Genomic DNA, 20,798 nt, shown 5'->3' with positions numbered 1-20,798 from the left:
GCCGGTGACGATCGGGGACAACGTGTGGCTGGGCGGCGGGGTGATCGTCTGCCCAGGCGTGAGCATCGGGGCGCCCACCACCGTGTCCGCCCCGATGCTCACGCCCGGGCAGACGATCACCCCGCCGCCCAGCCACACGTTGTCCCCGATCGTCACCGGCTCGGCCTTCTCCCACCCCTGCCGGCGCCGCTCGGCGTCCAGCTCGTGCGTGGGGGTGAGGAGCTGGACGTTCGGCCCGATCTGGACGTCCCGGCCCACGGTGATCCGGCCGGTGTCCAGGAAGACGGCGCCGAAGTTCACGAACGTACCGGCGCCGATGGTGATGTTGTAGCCGAAGTCGCAAGAGAACGGCGGCCGTACGCGTACGGCCTCGCCGACCTCGCCCAGCAGCTCCGCGAGCAGCCTGTGCCGTTCGGCGGGCGGCGAGCCGCCCGCCGCGTCGTAGGCGGCGCACCGCGCGATCCGGCGCTCGGTGTCGGCGGCCAGCTCGGGGTCGTCGGGCAGATACCACTCACCGGCCAGCATGCGCCGTTTGTTCTCACCCAAGGGAGCCCTCCTCGTCTCGTGCGGCCGGGATCACCCTTACCCGTGGGACGCCGTGTCCGGAAGAGCGCCGGCCGCGCGGAGGCAGGGACATCGACCTTTGCATAAAACTGCATGACTGCGTATAGTCATGCCATCGACGAGGAGGCTTCGATGGCGGTACGAGCGGCAGTGGCCGGGGCGAGCGGGTACGCGGGCGGGGAACTGCTGCGGCTGCTCCTCGCGCACCCGGACGTCGAGATCGGCGCCCTGACCGGGAACAGCAACGCCGGGCAGCGGCTCGGCACGCTCCAGCCCCATCTGCTTCCGCTGGCCGGGCGCGTTCTGGAACCCACCACCGTCGAAGTGCTGGCGCGCGACCACGACGTGGTCTTCCTCGCCCTGCCGCACGGCCAGTCCGCCGCCGTCGCCGCACAGCTCGGCGCGGACGTGCTGGTCGTGGACATGGGCGCGGACTTCCGGCTGAGGGACGCCGCCGACTGGGAGGCGTTCTACGGCTCGCCGCACGCCGGGACCTGGCCGTACGGGCTGCCCGAACTCCCCGGCGGGCGCGCCGCGTTGGAGGGGTCCAGGCGTATCGCGGTCCCCGGCTGCTACCCGACCGCGGTGTCGCTGGCGCTCTTCCCCGCGTACGGGAGCGGCCTCGCCGAGCCCGAGGCGGTGATCGTCGCGGCCTCCGGCACCTCCGGCGCGGGCAAGGCGGCCAAGCCGCACCTGCTCGGCAGCGAGGTGATGGGCTCGATGTCGCCGTACGGCGTGGGCGGCGGACACCGCCACACCCCCGAGATGGTCCAGAACCTCAGCGCCGCGGCCGGCGAGCGCGTCACCGTGTCCTTCACGCCGACCCTCGCCCCCATGCCCCGCGGCATCCTCGCCACCTGTTCCGCGAAGGCGAAGCCGGGGGTCACCGGGGAGGCGGTGCGGGCGGCGTACCAGAAGGCCTTCGCCGACGAGCCGTTCGTCCATCTGCTCCCCGAGGGGCAGTGGCCCGCCACCGCGTCCGTGTACGGCTCCAACGCCGCGCAGATCCAGGTGGCGTACGACGGGGGCGCCCACCGGATCGTGGTGGTCGCCGCCATCGACAACCTGACCAAGGGCACCGCGGGCGCCGCGGTGCAGAGCATGAACATCGCCCTGGGGCTGGATGAGACCACGGGCCTGACGATGACAGGAGTCGCGCCGTGAGCGACGCGCGCGCGGCCACCGGTCCGCAGTCGACGACGAAAGCCGCAGCGGCGCGCCGCGCGGGCGGAGAAGCGAACGAGGAGACACAGTGAGTGTGACGGCAGCCAAGGGGTTCACGGCGGCGGGCATCGCCGCCGGGATCAAGGAGAACGGCAACCCCGACCTGGCCCTCGTGGTCAACCAGGGGCCGCGCCGCGCCGCCGCGGGCGTCTTCACCTCCAACCGCGTCAAGGCCGCCCCCGTCCTGTGGTCCGAGCAGGTCCTCAAGGGCGGCGCGGTCACCGCCGTCGTCCTCAACTCCGGTGGCGCCAACGCCTGTACGGGCCCCCGCGGCTTCCAGGACACCCACGCGACCGCCGAGAAGGTGGCCGAGGTCCTCGACGGGCACAGCGCGGGCGAGGTCGCCGTCGCCTCCACCGGACTCATCGGTGTGACCCTGCCCATGGACCGGCTCCTGCCGGGCATCGAGAAGGCCGCGGCCGAGCTCTCCGCGCACGGCGGCGAGAAGGCCGCCATCGCCATCAAGACCACCGACACCGTCCACAAGACGTCCGTCGTGACGAAGGACGGCTGGACGGTCGGCGGCATGGCCAAGGGCGCCGGCATGCTCGCCCCGGGCCTGGCCACCATGCTCGTCGTCCTCACCACCGACGCCGACCTGGACACCCCGGTCCTGGACCGCGCGCTGCGCGACGCCACCCGGACCACCTTCGACCGGGTCGACTCCGACGGCTGCATGTCCACCAACGACACCGTGCTGCTGCTGGCCTCCGGCGCCTCCGGAACCGCCCCGGAGTACGCGGAGTTCGCCGAGGCCGTACGGACCGTCTGCGACGACCTCGCCCGGCAGCTCATCGGGGACGCCGAGGGCGCCAGCAAGGACATCCGCATCGAGGTCGTGAACGCGGCGAGCGAGGACGACGCCGTCGAGGTCGGCCGCTCCATCGCCCGCAACAACCTCCTCAAGTGCGCCATCCACGGCGAGGACCCCAACTGGGGCCGGGTGCTCTCCGCCATCGGCACCACGAAGGCCGCCTTCGACCCGGACCGCCTCAACGTCGCCATCAACGGCGTCTGGGTCTGCGAGAACGGTTCGGTGGGCGAGGACCGCGACCTCGTCGACATGCGCTACCGGGAGGTCCGCATCACCGCCGACCTCGCCGCCGGGTCCGCGGAGCCCGTCGTCATCTGGGCCAACGACCTCACCGCCGACTACGTCCACGAGAACAGCGCGTACAGCTCATGAGTACGCGAAAGCACACCGCGCTCCCCAAGGCGAGGATCCTCATCGAGGCGCTGCCCTGGCTGACCCGCCACCACGGCCGGACCGTCGTCATCAAGTTCGGCGGCAACGCCATGGTCGACGAGGCACTCAAGGCGGCCTTCGCCCAGGACGTCGTCTTCCTGCGGCACGCCGGCCTCAAGCCCGTCGTGGTGCACGGCGGCGGCCCCCAGATCAGCGCCCAGCTCGACCGGCACGGCCTGGTCAGCGAGTTCAAGGCGGGCCTGCGCGTCACCACGCCGGAGGCGATGGACGTCGTACGGATGGTGCTCGCCGGGCAGGTCCAGCGCGAGCTCGTCGGGCTGCTCAACCAGCACGGCCCGCTCGCCGTCGGGATGACCGGCGAGGACGCCCACACCATCACCGCCACCCAGCACCGGCCCGAGATCGACGGCGAGCTCGTCGACATCGGACGGGTCGGTGAGATCACCGCGATCGACACCGGCGCCATCGAGGCGCTGCTGGAGGACGGCCGGATCCCGGTCATCTCCTCGATCGCCCGCTCCCAGGACGACGGACATGTCTACAACGTCAATGCTGATACGGCGGCTGCGGCTCTTGCGGCTGCGCTGGGCGCCGAGACCCTGATGGTCCTGACCGACGTCGAGGGCCTGTACGAGGACTGGCCGCACAGCGACGAGGTCATCAGCAGACTCACCGCCCGCCAGCTGGAGAAACTGCTGCCCGACCTCTCCAGCGGCATGGTCCCCAAGATGGAGGGCTGTCTGTTCGCCGTGCGCAACGGCGTCAACACCGCGCGCGTGATCGACGGGCGCGTCCCGCACTCCATCCTTCTCGAGATCTTCACGGACGAGGGCATCGGCACCATGGTCGTGCCCGACGACCAGCAGGGGGAAGCACAGTGACCGGTCAGGAGCTGGCCCAGCGCTGGCAGCGGGTCATGACGGACAACTACGGCACTCCGAAGCTGGCGCTGGTGCGCGGCGCGGGCGCCAAGGTGTGGGACGCGGACGGCACCGAGTACACCGACTTCGTCGGCGGTATCGCGGTCAACGCCCTCGGCCACGGCCACCCGGCCGTCGTCGAAGCGGTCTCCCGCCAGATCGCCGAACTCGGCCATGTCTCCAACCTGTTCGTCGCCGAGCCGCCGGTGGCGCTCGCCGAGCGGCTGATCGAGCTGTTCGGACGGCCGGGCCGGGTCTTCTTCTGCAACTCGGGCGCGGAGGCCAACGAGGCCGCCTTCAAGATCGGGCGGCTGACCGGCCGCGGCCACATGGTCGCCACCGAGGGCGGCTTCCACGGCCGGACGATGGGGGCGCTCGCCCTCACCGGCCAGCCCGGCAAGCAGGCGCCCTTCCGCCCGCTGCCCGGCGATGTCACCCATGTGCCGTACGGGGACGCCGAGGCGTTGCGGGCCGCGGTCACCGAGGAGACCGCGCTCGTCGTGATCGAGCCCATCCAGGGCGAGAACGGTGTGGTCGTGCCGCCCCGGGGCTATCTGCGGGCGGCCCGTGAGATCACCGCGGCCACCGGCACACTGCTGGTCCTGGACGAGGTGCAGACCGGCATCGGCCGTACCGGCACCTGGTTCGAGTACCAGCAGCACGAGGGGGTCCTGCCCGATCTCGTCACCCTCGCCAAGGGGCTCGGCGGCGGTCTGCCCATCGGTGCCACCGTCGCCTTCGGCCCGGCCGCCGAGCTGCTGACGCCCGGTCAGCACGGCACCACCTTCGGCGGGAACCCGGTGGCGTGCGCGGCCGGACTCGCCGTTCTGGACACGCTCGCGGCCGACGGAGCGCTCGACCGGGTGAAGCGGCTGGGCGAGCGGCTGCGGGGCGGAATCGAGGCGCTGGCACACCCGCTGGTCTCCCATGTCCGTGGCGCGGGCCTGCTGCTGGGTATCGTGCTCACCGAGGCCGTCGCCGCCAAGGTGCAGCGGGCGGCCCAGGATGCCGGCTTCCTGGTCAACGCGCCCGCCCCCGATGTCGTACGGCTCATGCCGCCGCTGATCATCGGTGACGCGGAGGTGGACGCGTTCCTCCAGTCGCTGCCCGGTGTCCTCGACGCGAGTGTCAACGGGGACGGACGATCCGGAGAATGAGACGACGATGACCGACGAGGCGCAGGACCAAGAGCTCGGCGGCCCCGCCGTACCGCAGACCCGCACCGCCCGCCACCGCCGGATCGTGGACATCCTCAACCGGCAGCCGGTGCGGTCCCAGAGCCAGCTCGCCAAGCTGCTCGCGGACGACGGACTGAGCGTCACCCAGGCGACGCTCTCGCGCGACCTCGACGAGCTGGGCGCGGTGAAGATCCGCAACACCGGCGGCGAGCTGATCTACGCGGTGCCCAGCGAGGGCGGCTTCCGCACACCCAAGGCCCCGCTCGGCGAGTCGGCCAAGGAGGAGCGGATGCGCCGGCTCTCCGCGGAGCTGCTGATCTCCGCGGAGGCCTCCGCCAACCTGGTGGTGCTGCGTACGCCGCCGGGCGCCGCCCAGTTCCTCGCCTCGGCCATCGACCAGGCCGAACTGCACGACATCCTCGGCACGATCGCGGGCGACGACACCCTGATGCTCATCAGCCGCGACCCGGCCGGCGGCCAGGCCCTCGCGGACCATCTGCTGCGGCTGGCGCAGAACGACCGCTCGGCCTGAGCGGCGGTCAGTAACGCGTGATCGCGGTCGGCCCGGACGCCGTGCCGATCGCGATGTGGGGGTGCTTGGCCGGGTCCGCCCAGGCCAGGATGGCGGCCATCGCCTCCGCCGGGACCGAGACGCAACCGGCGGTCGCCCCCTTCCCGTTGACGTGCAGGAAGATCCCCGCACCCCGCCCGCGCACCGGCTGGTCGTAGTTGAACCCGACCACCAGGGCGCGGGCGTACTGCGTGGGGAACGCGGTGATCTGCTCGGACTCGCTCGCCCGGCAGTCGGCGGGCAGCCCCTCCACCCAGCGGTTGTACGCCTGGGAGGCGGTGTCCTCGCACCACCAGGACTTCGTGGTGGCGCGACGGTAGGTGACCTTCGTCCCCTGGGGCGCGGCCGTGGTGCCGAACGCGTACGGCAGGTCGTACAGGCCGGTCGGGGTCGTGCCGGTGTTCTGCCGACGGGCCGTCCCCTCGACCAGGCCGTGGGCGCCGAACCGCGCGTCCGCCCGACCCACCGCCACCCACAGCGGCCCGCGCCTGTCCCACCAGGTCACCCGGCCCGTGGTGGAGCCCGGCGCGGGGGCCTCGGCGGTGATCAGCTGGGTGCCGCCGCCGGTGTCGGCCATCCGGTTGGGCAGCTGGGGCGAGTGGAAGGGGCGGGAGTCGGCCGTCGCGGCCGGGGCCGCGAGCGCGAGCAGGGCCGCACCGAGTGCGAGAGCGGTACGCATCATGCCCGTGACCGTACGCGGCCCGCCCGTTGGCGTCCTGCCGGGGGACCCAACCGTTACCCCGGTCGCGTGGCGCGCGTTCTCCTTCTGCCCCCGGCGGTCCCTCTCCACTCCCTCGTTGACAAAACATACGGACCACTGCATAGTTATACCCATCACCGAATGCACCGTAAGGAGAAACCCGTGACCGAGCGCGTCGTACTCGCCTACTCGGGCGGTCTGGACACCTCCGTCGCCATCGGCTGGATCGCCGAGGAGACGGGCGCCGAGGTCATCGCCGTTGCCGTGGACGTCGGCCAGGGCGGCGAGGACCTGGACGTCATCCGCAAGCGCGCGCTCGCCTGCGGTGCCGTCGAGGCCGAGGTCGCGGACGCCCGGGACGAGTTCGCCGACGAGTACTGCCTCCCGGCGATCAAGGCCAACGCCCTCTACATGGACCGCTACCCGCTGGTCTCGGCGCTCTCCCGGCCGACCATCGTCAAGCACCTGGTGGCCGCCGCCAGGAAGCACGGCGCCACCACCGTCGCCCACGGCTGCACCGGCAAGGGCAACGACCAGGTGCGGTTCGAGGCCGGTATCGCGGCCCTGGGCCCCGATCTGAAGTGCATCGCCCCCGTCCGCGACTACGCGATGACCCGGGACAAGGCGATCGCCTTCTGCGAGGCCAAGAACCTCCCCGTCGCCACCACCAAGAAGTCGCCGTACTCGATCGACCAGAACGTCTTCGGACGGGCCGTCGAGACCGGCTTCCTGGAGGACATCTGGAACGCGCCGATCGAGGACATCTACGAGTACACCTCGAACCCGGCCGAGCTCCGCGAGGCCGACGAGGTCGTCATCTCCTTCAAGGAGGGCGTCCCGGTCGCCATCGACGGCAGGCCCGTCACCGTCCTCCAGGCGATCCAGCAGCTCAACGAGCGGGCCGGAGCCCAGGGCATCGGCCGGATCGACATGGTCGAGGACCGGCTCGTGGGCATCAAGTCCCGTGAGGTGTACGAGGCGCCCGGCGCGATCGCGCTGATCACCGCCCACCAGGAGCTGGAGAACGTCACCGTCGAGCGCGAGCTGGCCCGCTACAAGCGGCAGGTCGAGCAGCGCTGGGGCGAGATGGTCTACGACGGCCTGTGGTTCTCCCCGCTCAAGCGCGCCCTGGACGGCTTCATCAACGAGGCCAACCAGCACGTCACCGGCGACATCCGGATGACTTTGCACGGCGGTCGCGCCGTCGTCACCGGCCGGAAGTCCGAGGAGTCGCTGTACGACTTCAACCTCGCCACCTACGACTCGGGCGACACCTTCGACCAGTCCAAGGCGCAGGGCTTCATCGAGATCTTCGGCCTCTCCTCGAAGATCGCCGCCAAGCGCGATCTGGCGTAACGACGACGCGTTGTACAGGCCGCCTCCCCGACTTCGCGGCGGGGAGGCGGCGGCATATCCACCCGTGTGAGGAGCAGCAGCTGTGAGCAGCAACAACGGTGACGTCCGGCTCTGGGGCGGCCGGTTCGCCGACGGACCCGCCGAGGCGCTGGCGAAGCTGTCCGCGTCGGTCCACTTCGACTGGCGCCTCGCGCCGTACGACATCGCCGGCTCCCGCGCCCACGCGCGCGTGCTGCACAAGGCGGGCCTGCTCACGGCCGACGAGCTCCAGCGGATGACCGCCGGTCTGGACCGGCTGGAGGCCGACGTCGCCGACGGCTCCTTCACCGGCACCATCGCCGACGAGGACGTGCACACCGCCCTGGAGCGGGGCCTGCTGGAGCGGCTCGGCCCCGACCTCGGCGGCAAGCTGCGGGCCGGCCGCTCCCGCAACGACCAGGTGGCCACGCTCTTCCGGATGTATCTGCGCGACCACGCCCGGATCATCGGCGGCCTGGTCGCGGAGCTCCAGGACGCGCTGGTGGGTCTCGCCGAGGCGCACCCGGACGTGGCGATGCCCGGCCGCACCCACCTCCAGCACGCCCAGCCGGTGCTCTTCGCCCACCACGTCCTGGCCCACGTCCAGTCCCTGTCCCGGGACGCCGAGCGGCTGCGGCAGTGGGACGAGCGCACGGCGGTCTCCCCGTACGGCTCGGGCGCGCTCGCGGGCAGCAGCCTCGGTCTCGACCCGGAGGCGGTCGCCGCCGACCTCGGCTTCGAGCGCGGCAGCGTGGCCAACTCCATCGACGGCACGGCCTCCCGAGACTTCGTGGCGGAGTTCGCCTTCATCACCGCGATGATCGGCGTCAACCTCTCGCGGATCGCCGAGGAGGTCATCATCTGGAACACGAAGGAGTTCTCCTTCGTCACCCTGCACGACGCCTTCTCCACCGGCTCCTCGATCATGCCGCAGAAGAAGAACCCGGACATCGCGGAGCTGGCGCGCGGCAAGTCCGGCCGGCTGATCGGCAATCTGACGGGGCTGATGGCGACCCTGAAGGCGCTGCCCCTCGCGTACAACCGGGACCTCCAGGAGGACAAGGAGCCGGTCTTCGACTCCTGTGACCAACTGGAGGTGCTGCTGCCCGCGTTCACCGGGATGATGGCGACGCTCACGGTCAACCGGGAGCGCATGGAGGAGCTGGCGCCCGCGGGCTTCTCGCTCGCCACCGACATCGCGGAGTGGCTGGTCAGGCAGGGCGTGCCGTTCCGGGTGGCGCACGAGGTCGCGGGGGAGTGCGTCAAGGTCTGCGAGGCGCACGGCATCGAGCTCGACGAGCTCACCGACGAGCAGTTCGCCAAGATCTCCGAGCATCTGACGCCCGAGGTGCGGACCGTCCTGAACGTCCCCGGCGCCCTCGCCTCCCGCGACGGCCGCGGCGGCACCGCCCCCTCGGCCGTCGCCGTCCAACTCGCCGAGGTCAAGGCCGACCTGGCCGTCCAGCACGCCTGGGCCGACGCCCGGAAATGACATACCGGTACGGGGTGTGCGCGCCGCGCATGCCCCGTACGGATGGAGTGCGCCGCCGATGTCGATCAGCGGCGCCCTTTTCGTGCGACGATGGTCCCTTCGGCGGTGAGGGAGTTGGACGTGGGGGACGTGGCGGTCGGCGCGCAAGAAGGACACGGGGACGCCGAGCGGCCCCAGCCGGGACCGGCGGGAACCGAGGGGCTCGACCGGCCCCAGGGACCCGGGGAGACGGCGGATTCCGGTCCGGCGCCCGACGCGGCACCCGACGGGACGGCCGGGACCGACGCGGAGACCACCGGGCCGAAGCCCAGGCAGCGTTCCTTCTGGAAGGAGCTGCCGCTGCTGGTCGGTATCGCGCTGATCCTCGCCCTGCTGATCAAGACGTTTCTGGTGCAGGCCTTCTCGATCCCCTCGGACTCGATGCAGAACACGCTCCAGCGCGGTGACCGCGTCCTGGTGGACAAGCTGACCCCGTGGTTCGGCTCCGAGCCGGAGCGCGGCGAGGTCGTCGTCTTCCACGACCCCGGCAACTGGCTCGAAGGCGAGCCCACCCCGCAGCCCAACGCCGTGCAGAAGGTGCTGAGCTTCGTCGGGCTGATGCCGTCGGCGGAGGAGAAGGACCTGATCAAGCGGGTCGTCGCGGTCGGCGGCGACACCGTGGAGTGCAAGGGCACCGGGCCCCTCAAGGTCAACGGCAAGGCCCTGGACGAGCCGTACGTCTTCGCCGGGAACACCCCGTGCAGCACCGACCCGGAGAGCCAGTTCAAGATCACCGTGCCCAAGGGCCGGATCTGGGTGATGGGCGACCACCGGCAGAACTCGGCGGACTCCCGCTACCACCGGGACCAGCCGGGCGGCGGTTCGGTGCCGGTCGACAAGGTCGTGGGGCGCGCGCTCGTCGTCGCCTGGCCGCTCGACCGCTGGAACACTCTGCCGGTCCCGAGCACCTTCGGCCAGCAGGGCATCGGCACCGTCGCCTCGGCGGCGCCCGCCGCGCTGGGCCTGCTGGGCGCGGCCCCGGTCGTACTGCTGCGCAGGCGCCGGCGCGCCGGTCGCTGAGCCGACGGCGGGCCAGGGGCCCGGACGGTCCTGACGGACCGTCCGGGCCCTTCGCGTCAGGCCCCGACCGTCCCGTCGATCCCCTCGCGCAGGAAGTCGGCGTGGCCGTTGTGGCGGGCGTACTCCAGCAGTACGTGGACCATCACCAGCCGCAGCGAGACGTCCGTGCCCCAGCGGGGGTTGTGCGCGACCGCGTCCAGCGACTCGGCCTCGCGCTCGATGCGGCGGGAGTGCTCGACCTCGGCCTGCCAGCGGGCGAAGGCGTCCGCGCGGGTGGCGCCGCTCGCGTCGTAGGCCACCTGGTAGTCGTTCACGTCCGAGTAGACCAGCGTGATGTCCTCGGCGCCCACCACCTTGCGGAACCAGGTGCGCTCCACCTCGGCCATATGGCGTACCAGGCCGAGCAGCGAGAGCGTCGACGGCGGCATGGACGTGGTGCGCAGCTCCTCGTCGGACAGGCCCTCGCACTTCATGGCGAGCGTGGCGCGGTGGTAGTCGAGGAAGGCCCGCAGTGTCTCGCGCTCCCCGGCGAGCAGGGGCGGCGGTATGCGGTCGTCGGTCACTACGGGTCCTTCCGGTGTGCGGGCAGGGCGCCCGCCACGCTAGTGATCCAGAAGCCGTGAGTCGACGGGATTTCGAGCCGCCGAGCTTTTGAATGAGACATCAGTGTCTCATTCGGGCTATGGTTGTCTCATGACCGTGGACCGTGACCAGGTGCTGCGCACGGCAGCCGCCCTGCTCTCCCGCAGAGCGACCGCCACGATGGACGAGGTGGCCCGTGCCGCCGGCATCGGGCGCGCCACCCTGCACCGGCACTTCGCCGGGCGGGACGCGCTGGTCAGGGCGCTGGAGAGCTTCGGCATCGAGCAGTTCGAGGACGCCCTGGACGCGGCCCGGCTGGACGAGGGGACCGCCCCCGAGGCGCTGCGCCGGCTGATCGCCGAGGTGGAGCCCGCGGCCGGACTGCTCGCCTTCCTCGTCACCGAGAACCAGCTCTTCGAGGGCGACCAGGTGAACGAGGGCTGGGCCCGGCTCGACGCGCGCGTCTGCGCGCTCTTCCGGCGCGGCCAGGAACAGGGCGACTTCCGGATCGATCTGACCCCGGCCTGGCTCACCGAGGCCCTCTACGGCCTGATCGGCACCTGCGCCTGGGCCGTCCAGGTCGGACGGGTCGCCGCGAACGACTTCCAGCACATGATCGTCGAGTTGCTGCTCGGCGGAGCGCGACGGAGCGTGGAGAAATGACCAGTACCACTTCCCGGGCCGAGTCCGCGCACGAGGCGCGTCAGCCGGGCCGCTGGCTCGCCCTGGCCGTGCTGGTGCTGGCGGTACTCCTCGTCGCCGTCGACGCCACGGTGCTGGGTCTGGCCACCCCGTTCCTCAGCGAGGACCTCAAGCCCTCGGGCACGCAGCTGCTCTGGATCGGCGACGTCTACTCGTTCGTCATCGCGGGCCTGCTCGTCTCCATGGGCAGCCTCGGCGACCGGATCGGCCGCAAGCGGCTGCTGCTGTGCGGCGCGGTGGCCTTCGGCGCGGTCTCGGTCCTCAACGCGTACGCCTCCAGCCCCGAGACGATGATCCTGGCGCGGGCGCTGCTCGGTGTCGCGGGCGCGACCCTGATGCCGTCCACGCTGGCGCTGATCCGGAACATCTTCCACGACCCGCGCGAGCGCAGCCTCGCCGTCGGCATCTGGGGCGCGGCGGCCTCGGCGGGCGCCGCCGTCGGACCCGTGGTCGGCGGCTTCCTGCTGGAGAACTTCTGGTGGGGCTCGGTCTTCCTGATCAACCTGCCGGTGATGGCCGTGCTGGTGCTCGTCGGCATCAAGCTGCTGCCCGAGTCCCGCGATCCGAACCCCGGCCCCTGGGACCTCGTGAGCGTGCTGCTGTCACTGGTGGGCATGGTCGCGGTGGTGTACGCGGTGAAGGAGGCCGCGGTCCACGGCTTCAGCCCGAGGGTCGCGGGGGTCGCCGCGGTGGGTGTACTGGCCCTGGTCTGGTTCGTACGCCGGCAGCTCACCCTCGCCTCGCCGCTGCTGGACATCCGGCTCTTCCACCACCGGGGCTTCTCCGGCGCCGTCCTGGCCGACCTGCTGACCATCCTGGGCCTGTCCGGGCTGGTGTTCTTCCTCTCCCAGTTCCTCCAACTGGTCCAGGTCCGCTCGCCGTTGGAGGCCGGTCTGATCGAACTGCCCGCGGCCGTCGGCGCGGTGGGCGCCGGGCTCGCGGCGGGTTACGTGGCGCGCCGGGCCTCGGTGCGCAGCGCGGTGGCCGGGGGACTGGCGGCGGTGGGCGCGGCGCTGGCCGCCTGTATGGCGGTCACGGCCGACACGGGGGTGGTGGCACTCGGCATCGCCCTCTTCGTGGGCGGCCTCGGCGCGGGCCTCGCCTTCACGGTCACCGCCGACGTCATCCTCTCCAGCGTGCCGAAGGAGCAGGCGGGGGCGGCCTCCGCGGTCTCCGAGACGGCGTACGAGCTGGGCGCGGCCCTCGGCATCGCGCTGCTCGGCTCCGTGGTGACGGGGATCTACCGCGGCTTCACCGCTCCGGCGGACCTGCCCGCGGGGGTGTCCGACGCGGCCCACGACTCGCTCGGCGGCGCGGTGGACGCGGCGGCCCGGCTCCCCGCCGAGCAGGCGGCCCCCATGCTGACCGCCGCCCGGGACGCGTTCACGGACGGCTTCCAGACGGCGGCGGCGGTGGGGAGCGCGGTGCTGTTCGCGACGGCGGTCGCGGCGTGGTTCCTGCTGCGGGGGCAGCGCCTGGAGGAGGGGTTGGAGCACCCGTAGCCCGTCCCGGGCGCGGAATCGGATTGCCCGGGCCACGGTCCACCAGGGGCGCGGGGAACTGCGCGCTCAGCCCAGGACGGCCCGCAGCCGACGGACTGCCTGAGTCCCGGCTGCGGGCCGTCTGTGGCTGGTCGCGCAAGTTCCCCGCGCCCCTGAAGGGCTCAGCCGCCGCGCGGCCCTCGCCCCGCGCCCCTGGAAGGGCTCGGCCGCTGCGCGGCCCTCGCCCCCTGAAGCGTCCGGCGGCTACGCCGCCTTCGCCTTCGTGGCGTACATGTCCACGTACTCCTGGCCGGACAGCCGCATGACCTCCGCCATCACCGAGTCCGTGACGGCCCGCAGCACATAGCGGTCCCGGTCCATCCCCTCGTACCGCGAGAACTCCATCGGCTCACCGAAGCGGACGGTCACCTTGCCGGGGCGCGGCAGCCCCGCCCCGCCGGGCTGGATCTTGTCCGTGCCGATCATCGCGAACGGCACGACCGGCGCGCCGGTCATCAGCGTCAGCCGGGCGATGCCGGTGCGGCCCCGGTAGAGGCGGCCGTCGGGGGAGCGGGTGCCCTCCGGGTAGATGCTGAAGACCTTGCCCTCGTCCAGCACCTGACGTCCCGTCATCAGCGCCGCGACACCGCCGTGGCCGCCGTCGCGGTTGACCGGGATCATGCCGACGCCGCTGAAGAACCAGGCCATCAGACGGCCCTTGAGCCCCTTGCCCGTGACGTACTCGTCCTTGCCGATGAAGTACACCGGACGGTCCAGGCACACCGGCATGATCATCGAGTCGATGAAGGTCAGATGGTTGCCCGCGAGGATGACCGGACCCGTCCCCGGGATGTTCTCGACGCCCTCCACCTGCGGACGGAACATCAGGCGCATGATCGGTCCGAGCACTGCCTTGATGAGCGCGAGTCGGGACAACGCTTTCCTCCGGTGTCGTGGGCTGACGGGTCCGCGCGGAGTGAGGTCCGCGCAGGTGAGGACGATACTCGCGGGCGGCGTCCGATCGCACATCGGGTTCACACGGTGGATACGCGATGTTGACACGTGTTCGCGCCACGTTCCGCCCCGATTGGCCGAAGGGGCTCCCCCGCTTAAGGGGGGTACGCCTACGCTCGTCCCCTCCCGTTGACAGGTGCGGGACAGCCGCACAGGCGCGGCACACACCACTTCACAAGGAGCGTTCATGACACAGGGTGAGCGGATGAGCCCCGGGCGGCGCACCGTGCTCGGCGCGGCGGTTCTGGGCACGGCGGCCACCGGGCTGCCCGCCGCGACCGCGAGCGCGCAGCCCCGGGGGAACGGCGGGGCACGCCGCCACGGCTCGTACCGGGATCTGCCGGTCCCGTACGTGATCGGGCACCGCGGCACCGCCGGATACCGTCCCGAGCACACCCTCGGCTCCTACCAGCACGCCCTGGACCTCGGCGCCCATGTGATCGAACAGGACCTCGTCCCCACCCGTGACGGGCATCTGGTCTGCCGTCACGAGAACGACATCACCGCCACGACCGATGTCGCCGACCGCCGTGAGTTCGCGGGCCGCAGGACCACCAAGAGCGTGGACGGCGCCACCGTCACCGGCTGGTTCACCGAGGACTTCACGCTCGCGGAGCTGAAGACCCTGCGGGCCAAGGAGCGGCTGCCCGCGGTGCGGCAGCGCAACACGCTCTACGACGGCCGCTGGTCCGTTCCCACCTTCGAGGAGGTCCTCCAGTGGGCCGAGCGCGAGGAGCGCCGCCTCGGCCGCCGGATCTGGCTGCACACCGAGACCAAGCACCCCACCTACTTCCGCGGCATCGGGCTGCCCCTGGAGGACCGGGTCGCCGGGCTGCTGCGGCGGTACGGGCGCCACCGGGCCGACTCCCCGCAGTTCCTGCAGTCGTTCGAGCCGAGCAGCATCCAGCGGCTGAGCCGTCTGGTGGACACCCCTTCGGTGGTCCTGCTGTCCGGCACCGGCAGCAAGCCGTGGGACTTCGTGGCGAGCGGCGACCCGCGCACCACGGACGACCTGGTCGAGCCCGAGGGCCTGAGGTGGATCGCGTCATTCGCGCAGGGCATCGGCCCGACCCTGGACCTGATCATCCCCAAGGACGCGGCGGGCCGGCTGACCACGCCGACCACCCTGGTCCGGGACGCCCACGCGCACGGGCTCGTCCTGCACCCGTACACGATGCGCGACGAGAACACCTTCCTGCCCGCCGACTTCCGGCGCGGCACCGACCCCAACGCCTACGGGGACGCGTTCGGCGCGTTCCGGACGTACTTCGCCACCGGGATCGACGCCGTGTTCTCCGACAACGCGGACACGGCACTGCTCGCCGCCGCGGACTTCCGGGCGGGGCACCCGCACCGGGGCTAGCACGGGCGTACGAGCCTGCACGTACGGGTGACATACGGCCGCCGTCGAAACCGCCCCCGGCGGTGGCCGCGTCCCGCCCGGCATGGACCTCGTCAAAGAGCTGAGCCCGCTGGTGGCCGCCGAGGCCGCCGCGGAGGCGCCGGGCGCCGGAGTCGACCCCGCCGACCTCGAACAGGACGTCTGGGTGCGGCTCCTCGAAAGCCGTCCGGCGGATCCGCTGCCCTGGGTGCGCTGGGCCGTCCGGGCGGAAGTCAGACGAGCCCGCCGCCGGGCACGGCGCGAGCTGCCGTTCGCCGCCGAACCCGCCGCCGACCCGGAATCGGGCCCGGAACGCACGGTTCTGAGCGAGGAGCTGAGCCGTGCGCTGCGGACGGCCGTGGCCAGGACGCCGGGAAACTGCCCCCGGCTTCTGACCGCACTTCTCTCGCCCAGCGACCCCACTTACCGAGAAATCGCAGGGGAGTTGGATATCTCACAGGGGAGTCTGGGGCCGATGCGTTCCCGTTGCCTGGGATGCCTGCGCAGAATGCTCGCGGCGGAGGTTGCGGCTCCTGACCCGCGGGGAATGGAGCGTTAGACAACCGGCGGACGGGTGAGCGGAAGGCATGCACACATGGGCATGAGTGTGACCATCTCTGCGGCGCGTGAGGGTGACTGCGAGCAGATCCTCAAGCTTCAGTACCTCTGCTACCAGAGCGAGGCGGAGCTCTACGGCGACTACTCCATCGAACCGCTCACCCAGACGCTCGACGGCCTGCGCAGCGAGCTCGGCGGCGGCTACGCGCTGGTGGCGCGGCTCGGCGACGAGGTGGTCGCCTCGGTCAGGGGCAGCGTGGACGCCTCGGGCACCGGCCGGATCGGCAAGCTGATCGTGCACCCCAGGATGCGGGGCCACGGTCTGGGCAGCCGGCTGCTGAGCGCCATAGAGGAGCACTTCGCGGGCCAGCTGTCGGCCAAGCGGTTCCAGCTCTTCACCGGCCACCGCAGCGAGTCCAACCTGCGCCTCTACCGTAAGCACGGCTACGCGCCGGTCGCCACGGAGGCGGCCGGTCCGAAGCTGTCGGTGATCACGCTGGAGAAGGACGCGGCTGCCCGGCAGTTCGTCGCGAGCGCCTAGGCGGCGGCCGTCTCCCGGTTCCGGCGCAGCCAGAGCATGCCCAGCACCGGCAGGATCACCGGGATGAAGACGTAGCCGGCACCGTAGTCCGACCAGACCGTGGCATCGGGGAACGCGGACGTGTCCGCGAGCGTCCAGGTGCCCACGGTCAGGACGAAGACGAGCTCTGCGGCGCAGCACACCAGCGCGGTGCGCCGCAGCCGCTCGCCGCCGCGCACCAGCGAGAACGTGATGAACCCGTACACCACGGCGGCCACCGCCGACAGGACGTACGCCAGCGGGGCCCTGCCGAAGTCCTGGACGATCTGGACGATCGAGCGGGAGGCCGCGGCGACGGTGAACACCCCGTAGAACCAGACCAGAACGCGGCCGGGGCCGCTGCCCAGCCGCCCGCGGCCGGACTCGTCCCGGCCGGTGGACTCGGTGGTCGACTCGGTCACGGTCACCCTCCCCAGATGTCGTAGAGACGCACTTCGAGCACCGCGAGCACCACCGCGCCGGCCGAGACCGTCACCGAGCCCCACTTGGTCCGCTCGCTCAGCGACAGCAGACCGGCCGCCGGGACGGCCGCGAAGGAGCCGACCAGATAGGCGATGAAGATCGCCATGCCCTGGTCGGGCCGCTCGCCGCGCCCCAGCTGCACCAGGCCGACCACCAGCTGCGCGAGGGCCAGCACGGAGACCACGGCCATGCCGATGAAGTGCCAGTCCTTGGTGGGCTGGTCCCGGTAGGCGGCGAAGCCGCACCAGGCGGCGAGGGCGAGCGCGGCGGCGGCGACCGCGACCGTCAGGGCGTCAAGCATGGGAACGAGCGTATTACGGGCCGAAGCGCCCGCCGCGCCCGCCCCGGGCGCCGTCGGCCGGTCCGCACGCGCCGCCGTGGCCTTGGCCACAGGACGCCCGGGGGAGGGGGCCCGGCGGCGGCGCCGCCGGAATGCCGCCGCGCCCGGCATCGGCCCAGGCCAGACCCGGGAGAGCGGCCTCCACCCGGGGCTCTTCCCCGCTCCCCGGCCGTCCCCGCGTCGTCCGGATGGTGGGCGAATGTTGTCCGCTATCCGGACAGCCTGGATCCGCTCATCCCTCCTTCTGCTTTACTTCACGCATGACCACGACGAGCAGCCGCACCCTTGCGACCGAGGCGATGAACGCGCCCGGTGCTCGTTGTATGTGTCGAATGTGCGCCTTCTGAGGGCCCCCGCCTGAGCCTCGCGCCCCGAAGCGAGACCCATGAGCCATGCCCGCGCACGCCATGCCTCCCGGTTACCACCGATGTGGCTGTGACGCGTCCCGAACACGAATGCCCCGTGCCCGGCGGACACCGCGCCGCGCACTCGACAGTGACGGAAATCCTGTGATCACCACTACGGGCCTCACCAAGGTCTACCAGTCGCGCGGCCGTGAGGTCACCGCCCTGGACGGCGTAGACCTCCATGTCCGCGAGGGCGAGGTCTTCGGCGTCATCGGCCAGAGCGGCGCCGGCAAGTCCTCCCTCATCCGCTGCGTCAATCTCCTGGAGCGGCCGACCACCGGCACGGTGACCGTCGACGGCGTCGACCTCACCGCGCTCGCCGGGCGCGGCCGGCGCGCCGGCAAGGAGCTGCGCCGGGCGCGCAGCCGCATCGGCATGGTCTTCCAGCACTTCAACCTGCTCTCCGCGCGAACCGTGCAGGCCAACATCGAGCTGCCCCTGGAGATCCTCGGCGTCTCCGGCAAGGAGCGCTCCCGCAAGGCCCTCGAACTCCTCGACCTGGTCGGCCTCGCCGACAAGGCCAGGGCCTATCCCGCCCAGCTCTCCGGCGGCCAGAAGCAGCGCGTGGGCATCGCCCGGGCGCTCGCCGGCGACCCCAAGGTGCTGCTCTCCGACGAGGCGACCAGCGCCCTCGACCCGGAGACCACCCGCTCCATCCTCCAGCTGCTGCGCGACCTCAACCAGCAGCTCGGCCTCACCGTCCTGCTCATCACCCACGAGATGGACGTCGTCAAGACGGTCTGCGACTCGGCCGCGCTGATGAAGCGGGGCCGGATCGTCGAGTCCGGCACCGTCGGCGAACTCCTCGCCACCCCCGGCTCCGAACTCGCCGCCGAACTGTTCCCGGTCACCGGCGAGGCCACCGGCCCCGAGCGGACCGTCGTCGACGTGACCTTCCACGGCGAGGCCGCGACCCGGCCGGTCATCTCGCAGCTGTCGCGTACGTACAACGTCGACATCTCGATCCTCGGCGCCGCGATGGACACCGTCGGCGGCCGGCAGATCGGCCGGATGCGCATCGAGCTGCCCGGACGGTACGAGGAGAACGTCGTCCCGGTCGGCTTCCTGCGCGAACAGGGCCTCCAGGTCGACGTGGTCGAGGCCGACGAAGCGGCCGAAGCAGAGATCCCGGCGCAGGCGCAGCCCGCCGCCCTGGTCAAGGAAGGTGCCAAGTGAGCTGGTCCGAGATGCAGCCGCTGCTGTCCCAGGGAACCATCGACACCCTCTACATGGTGCTGTGGTCCAGCCTGGTCACCGTCGCGGGCGGACTGCCGCTGGGTGTGCTGCTCGTCCTCACCGACAAGGGCGGCCTCCTCCAGAACCGCCCGGTGAACAAGGTCATCGGCGTGATCGTGAACATCGGCCGCTCGATGCCGTTCATCATCCTGCTGATCGCGCTGATCCCCTTCACCACCTGGGTGGTCGGCACCTTCATCGGCCCCACCGCGATGATCGTGCCGCTCGCCGTCGGCGCCATCCCGTTCTTCGCCCGGCTGGTGGAGACCGCGATCCGCGAGGTCGACCACGGGCTGGTCGAGGCCGTGCAGTCGATGGGCGGCTCCATCCCGACCATCGTGCGCAAGGTGCTGCTCCCGCAGGCCCTGCCCTCACTGATCGCCGCGCTCACCACCACGGTGATCACCCTCGTCGGCTACTCGGCGATGGCCGGCGCGGTCGGCGGCGAGGGCCTCGGCTCCAAGGCCATCACCTACGGCTTCCAGCGCTTCGAGACCCCGTTCATGCTCGTCACCGTCGGAGTGCTGATCGCCATCGTCACGGTGGTCCAGCTGATCGGCGACGGCGCCGTACGCCTGCTGGCCCGCCGGGGCCGCACCTCCTGACCTCCTCTCCACCAGAGCCCGCACTCCTTGTCCGGGCGACCCACCGCACCACCAGAAAGAGGCACTTTTCGTGCGTAAGAACATCAAGCTCACCGCGGCTGCCGCCGCCACCGCCGCCCTCGCTCTCGGCCTGACCGCCTGCGGCACCTCCTCCGACCCGAAGTCCTCGTCCGCCAAGGGCGCTTCGGCCGACCCGTCCCAGACGCTCGTCGTCGCGGCCTCCCCGACCCCGCACGCCGACATCCTGAACTTCGTCAAGAAGAACCTGGCGGAGAAGGCCGGACTCAAGCTGGAGGTGAAGGAGTTCACGGACTACGTCCTGCCCAACACCGCCACCCAGCAGGGCCAGGTCGACGCCAACTTCTTCCAGCACAAGCCCTACCTCGACGACTTCAACAAGAAGAACCGCACCACCATCGTCCCGGTGGTCGACGTGGAGCTGGAGCCCCTCGGCCTCTACTCCAAGAAGACCAAGTCCGTGAAGGGCATCGCCTCCGGCCAGACGATCGCGGTGCCCAACGACACCACCAACGAGGGCCGCGCGCTGCAACTGCTCGCGGGCAACGGCCTGATCACCCTCAAGGACGGCGTCGGCACCTCCGCCAAGCTCTCCGACATCAAGGACAGCAAGGGCCTGAAGTTCAAGGAGATCGAGGCCGCCACGCTGCCCCGCGCCCTGAACGACGTCGACGCGGCCGTCATCAACGGCAACTACGCCATCGAGGCCAAGCTCAGCCCCGCCAAGGACGCGCTCGTCCTGGAGAAGGCCGAGGGCAACCCGTACGCCAACTTCCTCGCCGTCAAGAAGGGCAACGAGGCCGACCCGCGGATCAAGAAGCTCGCCGAGCTCCTCAACTCCGCCGAGGTCAAGAAGTTCATCCAGGACAAGTACCAGGGCTCGGTCGTCCCGGCCTTCGGCGCCGTCAAGTCCTGACCCCGGCCGGTCAGTTCCGGCCACCGTCCACGGGCCCCGCACACCGACCGGTGCGCGGGGCCCGTGGACGGTGGCCGGAACTGACCGGCCGGGGTCAGGACTTGACGGCGCCGAAGGCCGGGACGACCGAGCCCTGGTACTTGTCCTGGATGAACTTCTTGACCTCGGCGGAGTTGAGGAGCTCGGCGAGCTTCTTGATCCGCGGGTCGGCCTCGTTGCCCTTCTTG

Annotated in this window: 23 protein-coding genes; 16 read left to right on the top strand and 7 right to left on the bottom strand. The window is 71.4% G+C overall.

What is annotated here, in order from left to right; translation table 11 throughout:
- On the bottom strand, positions 1-546 hold a 546-nt coding region (locus tag ACJA3G_RS08305; RefSeq protein WP_406552233.1), incomplete at its 3' end, for a sugar O-acetyltransferase.
- A gap of 150 nt (positions 547-696) precedes the next feature.
- Between ACJA3G_RS08305 and argC the strand changes: the two genes are divergently transcribed.
- The 5 genes from argC (at position 697) to ACJA3G_RS08280 (ending at position 5,625) form a co-directional block, all read left to right on the top strand.
- Positions 697-1,728, top strand: a complete 1,032-nt coding sequence (gene argC, locus ACJA3G_RS08300; RefSeq protein WP_406552236.1) for an N-acetyl-gamma-glutamyl-phosphate reductase — start codon at positions 697-699, stop codon at positions 1,726-1,728.
- Positions 1,729-1,816: 88 nt separating this feature from the next.
- Complete coding sequence (gene argJ / locus ACJA3G_RS08295; RefSeq protein ID WP_406552232.1) at positions 1,817-2,974, top strand: bifunctional glutamate N-acetyltransferase/amino-acid acetyltransferase ArgJ; 1,158 nt, start codon at positions 1,817-1,819, stop codon at positions 2,972-2,974.
- On the top strand, positions 2,971-3,876 hold the full coding sequence (gene argB, locus ACJA3G_RS08290; RefSeq protein WP_406552231.1) for an acetylglutamate kinase: 906 nt from the start codon (positions 2,971-2,973) through the stop codon (positions 3,874-3,876). The genes argJ and argB overlap by 4 nt, the downstream gene beginning before the upstream one ends.
- Positions 3,873-5,072, top strand: coding sequence for an acetylornithine transaminase (locus tag ACJA3G_RS08285; protein WP_406552230.1), 1,200 nt, complete (start codon positions 3,873-3,875; stop codon positions 5,070-5,072). The genes argB and ACJA3G_RS08285 overlap by 4 nt, the downstream gene beginning before the upstream one ends.
- 7 nt (positions 5,073-5,079) lie before the next feature.
- Positions 5,080-5,625, top strand: coding sequence for an arginine repressor (locus ACJA3G_RS08280; protein WP_406552229.1), 546 nt, complete (start codon positions 5,080-5,082; stop codon positions 5,623-5,625).
- Positions 5,626-5,632: 7 nt separating this feature from the next.
- On the opposite strand, the gene ACJA3G_RS08275 is transcribed toward ACJA3G_RS08280, so the two are convergent.
- Entirely contained in the window at positions 5,633-6,343 is a 711-nt protein-coding gene (locus tag ACJA3G_RS08275) for a L,D-transpeptidase (RefSeq protein ID WP_406552235.1), read from the bottom strand.
- A 183-nt stretch (positions 6,344-6,526) separates the two neighbouring features.
- On the opposite strand from ACJA3G_RS08275, the gene ACJA3G_RS08270 reads away from it, so the two are divergent.
- From ACJA3G_RS08270 to lepB, 3 genes are all read left to right on the top strand, one after another.
- Positions 6,527-7,720 (top strand): argininosuccinate synthase, encoded by a 1,194-nt coding sequence (locus tag ACJA3G_RS08270; RefSeq protein ID WP_406552228.1) that lies wholly within the window; start codon positions 6,527-6,529, stop codon positions 7,718-7,720.
- Positions 7,721-7,802: 82 nt separating this feature from the next.
- On the top strand, positions 7,803-9,230 hold the full coding sequence (gene argH, locus ACJA3G_RS08265) for an argininosuccinate lyase (protein WP_406552227.1): 1,428 nt from the start codon (positions 7,803-7,805) through the stop codon (positions 9,228-9,230).
- Positions 9,231-9,350: 120 nt separating this feature from the next.
- Positions 9,351-10,289: a signal peptidase I gene (lepB, locus tag ACJA3G_RS08260; RefSeq protein WP_406552226.1), complete on the top strand. Its 939-nt coding sequence runs from the start codon at positions 9,351-9,353 to the stop codon at positions 10,287-10,289.
- Between the two features lie 56 nt (positions 10,290-10,345).
- On the opposite strand, the gene ACJA3G_RS08255 is transcribed toward lepB, so the two are convergent.
- Complete coding sequence (locus ACJA3G_RS08255) at positions 10,346-10,852, bottom strand: DinB family protein (RefSeq protein ID WP_406552225.1); 507 nt, start codon at positions 10,850-10,852, stop codon at positions 10,346-10,348.
- A 130-nt stretch (positions 10,853-10,982) separates the two neighbouring features.
- On the opposite strand from ACJA3G_RS08255, the gene ACJA3G_RS08250 reads away from it, so the two are divergent.
- Positions 10,983-11,534 (top strand): TetR/AcrR family transcriptional regulator, encoded by a 552-nt coding sequence (locus ACJA3G_RS08250; protein ID WP_406552224.1) that lies wholly within the window; start codon positions 10,983-10,985, stop codon positions 11,532-11,534.
- Entirely contained in the window at positions 11,531-13,075 is a 1,545-nt protein-coding gene (locus tag ACJA3G_RS08245; RefSeq protein WP_406552223.1) for an MFS transporter, read from the top strand. The genes ACJA3G_RS08250 and ACJA3G_RS08245 overlap by 4 nt, the downstream gene beginning before the upstream one ends.
- A 243-nt stretch (positions 13,076-13,318) precedes the next feature.
- On the opposite strand, the gene ACJA3G_RS08240 is transcribed toward ACJA3G_RS08245, so the two are convergent.
- Positions 13,319-13,990, bottom strand: a complete 672-nt coding sequence (locus ACJA3G_RS08240; RefSeq protein ID WP_406552222.1) for a lysophospholipid acyltransferase family protein — start codon at positions 13,988-13,990, stop codon at positions 13,319-13,321.
- Between the two features lie 265 nt (positions 13,991-14,255).
- Here ACJA3G_RS08240 and ACJA3G_RS08235 point away from each other — a divergent pair, with 265 nt between their 5' ends.
- From ACJA3G_RS08235 to ACJA3G_RS08225, 3 genes are all read left to right on the top strand, one after another.
- Positions 14,256-15,431 carry a glycerophosphodiester phosphodiesterase gene (locus ACJA3G_RS08235; protein WP_406552221.1) on the top strand — a complete coding sequence of 392 codons (1,176 nt, stop codon included), beginning with the start codon at positions 14,256-14,258 and terminating at the stop codon, positions 15,429-15,431.
- Between the two features lie 82 nt (positions 15,432-15,513).
- On the top strand, positions 15,514-16,008 hold the full coding sequence (locus ACJA3G_RS08230; RefSeq protein WP_406552220.1) for an RNA polymerase sigma factor: 495 nt from the start codon (positions 15,514-15,516) through the stop codon (positions 16,006-16,008).
- Between the two features lie 36 nt (positions 16,009-16,044).
- Positions 16,045-16,548, top strand: a complete 504-nt coding sequence (locus ACJA3G_RS08225) for a GNAT family N-acetyltransferase (protein ID WP_406552219.1) — start codon at positions 16,045-16,047, stop codon at positions 16,546-16,548.
- Here ACJA3G_RS08225 and ACJA3G_RS08220 read toward each other — a convergent pair.
- Positions 16,545-16,988, bottom strand: coding sequence for a hypothetical protein (locus tag ACJA3G_RS08220; protein ID WP_406552218.1), 444 nt, complete (start codon positions 16,986-16,988; stop codon positions 16,545-16,547). The two genes, ACJA3G_RS08225 and ACJA3G_RS08220, sit on opposite strands and share 4 nt — an antisense overlap.
- Positions 16,989-16,990: 2 nt before the next feature.
- Complete coding sequence (locus ACJA3G_RS08215; protein ID WP_406552217.1) at positions 16,991-17,350, bottom strand: hypothetical protein; 360 nt, start codon at positions 17,348-17,350, stop codon at positions 16,991-16,993.
- 548 nt (positions 17,351-17,898) lie between these two features.
- On the opposite strand from ACJA3G_RS08215, the gene ACJA3G_RS08210 reads away from it, so the two are divergent.
- The 3 genes from ACJA3G_RS08210 (at position 17,899) to ACJA3G_RS08200 (ending at position 20,571) form a co-directional block, all read left to right on the top strand.
- On the top strand, positions 17,899-18,972 hold the full coding sequence (locus ACJA3G_RS08210) for a methionine ABC transporter ATP-binding protein (protein WP_406552216.1): 1,074 nt from the start codon (positions 17,899-17,901) through the stop codon (positions 18,970-18,972).
- Positions 18,969-19,637 (top strand): methionine ABC transporter permease, encoded by a 669-nt coding sequence (locus ACJA3G_RS08205; protein WP_406552215.1) that lies wholly within the window; start codon positions 18,969-18,971, stop codon positions 19,635-19,637. Before ACJA3G_RS08210 ends, ACJA3G_RS08205 begins: the two co-directional genes overlap by 4 nt.
- Before the next feature lie 70 nt (positions 19,638-19,707).
- A complete protein-coding gene (locus ACJA3G_RS08200; protein WP_406552214.1) occupies positions 19,708-20,571 on the top strand; it encodes a MetQ/NlpA family ABC transporter substrate-binding protein in 864 nt (287 codons plus the stop codon).
- A 94-nt stretch (positions 20,572-20,665) separates the two neighbouring features.
- Here the strand turns inward: ACJA3G_RS08200 and ACJA3G_RS08195 are convergent.
- The coding region (locus ACJA3G_RS08195; protein ID WP_406552234.1) for a MetQ/NlpA family ABC transporter substrate-binding protein at positions 20,666-20,798 on the bottom strand (133 nt) is incomplete at its 5' end.

Source organism: Streptomyces sp. YS-3 (assembly GCF_045257485.1).
Classification (GTDB): domain Bacteria; phylum Actinomycetota; class Actinomycetes; order Streptomycetales; family Streptomycetaceae; genus Streptomyces.
This window is presented reverse-complemented; position numbering and strand designations above follow the sequence as displayed.

Bases quoted from the DNA above. Each gene is read 5' to 3' on its own strand.
- ACJA3G_RS08280 (WP_406552229.1), top strand. From the start codon at position 5,080: ATGACCGACGAGGCGCAGGACCAAGAGCTCGGCGGCCCCGCCGTACCG.
- ACJA3G_RS08215 (WP_406552217.1), bottom strand. From the start codon at position 17,350: ATGCTTGACGCCCTGACGGTCGCGGTCGCCGCCGCCGCGCTCGCCCTC.
- ACJA3G_RS08235 (WP_406552221.1), top strand. From the start codon at position 14,256: ATGACACAGGGTGAGCGGATGAGCCCCGGGCGGCGCACCGTGCTCGGC.
- ACJA3G_RS08250 (WP_406552224.1), top strand. From the start codon at position 10,983: ATGACCGTGGACCGTGACCAGGTGCTGCGCACGGCAGCCGCCCTGCTC.
- ACJA3G_RS08275 (WP_406552235.1), bottom strand. From the start codon at position 6,343: ATGCGTACCGCTCTCGCACTCGGTGCGGCCCTGCTCGCGCTCGCGGCC.
- argC (WP_406552236.1), top strand. From the start codon at position 697: ATGGCGGTACGAGCGGCAGTGGCCGGGGCGAGCGGGTACGCGGGCGGG.
- argB (WP_406552231.1), top strand. From the start codon at position 2,971: ATGAGTACGCGAAAGCACACCGCGCTCCCCAAGGCGAGGATCCTCATC.
- ACJA3G_RS08230 (WP_406552220.1), top strand. From the start codon at position 15,514: ATGGACCTCGTCAAAGAGCTGAGCCCGCTGGTGGCCGCCGAGGCCGCC.
- ACJA3G_RS08225 (WP_406552219.1), top strand. From the start codon at position 16,045: ATGGGCATGAGTGTGACCATCTCTGCGGCGCGTGAGGGTGACTGCGAG.
- ACJA3G_RS08245 (WP_406552223.1), top strand. From the start codon at position 11,531: ATGACCAGTACCACTTCCCGGGCCGAGTCCGCGCACGAGGCGCGTCAG.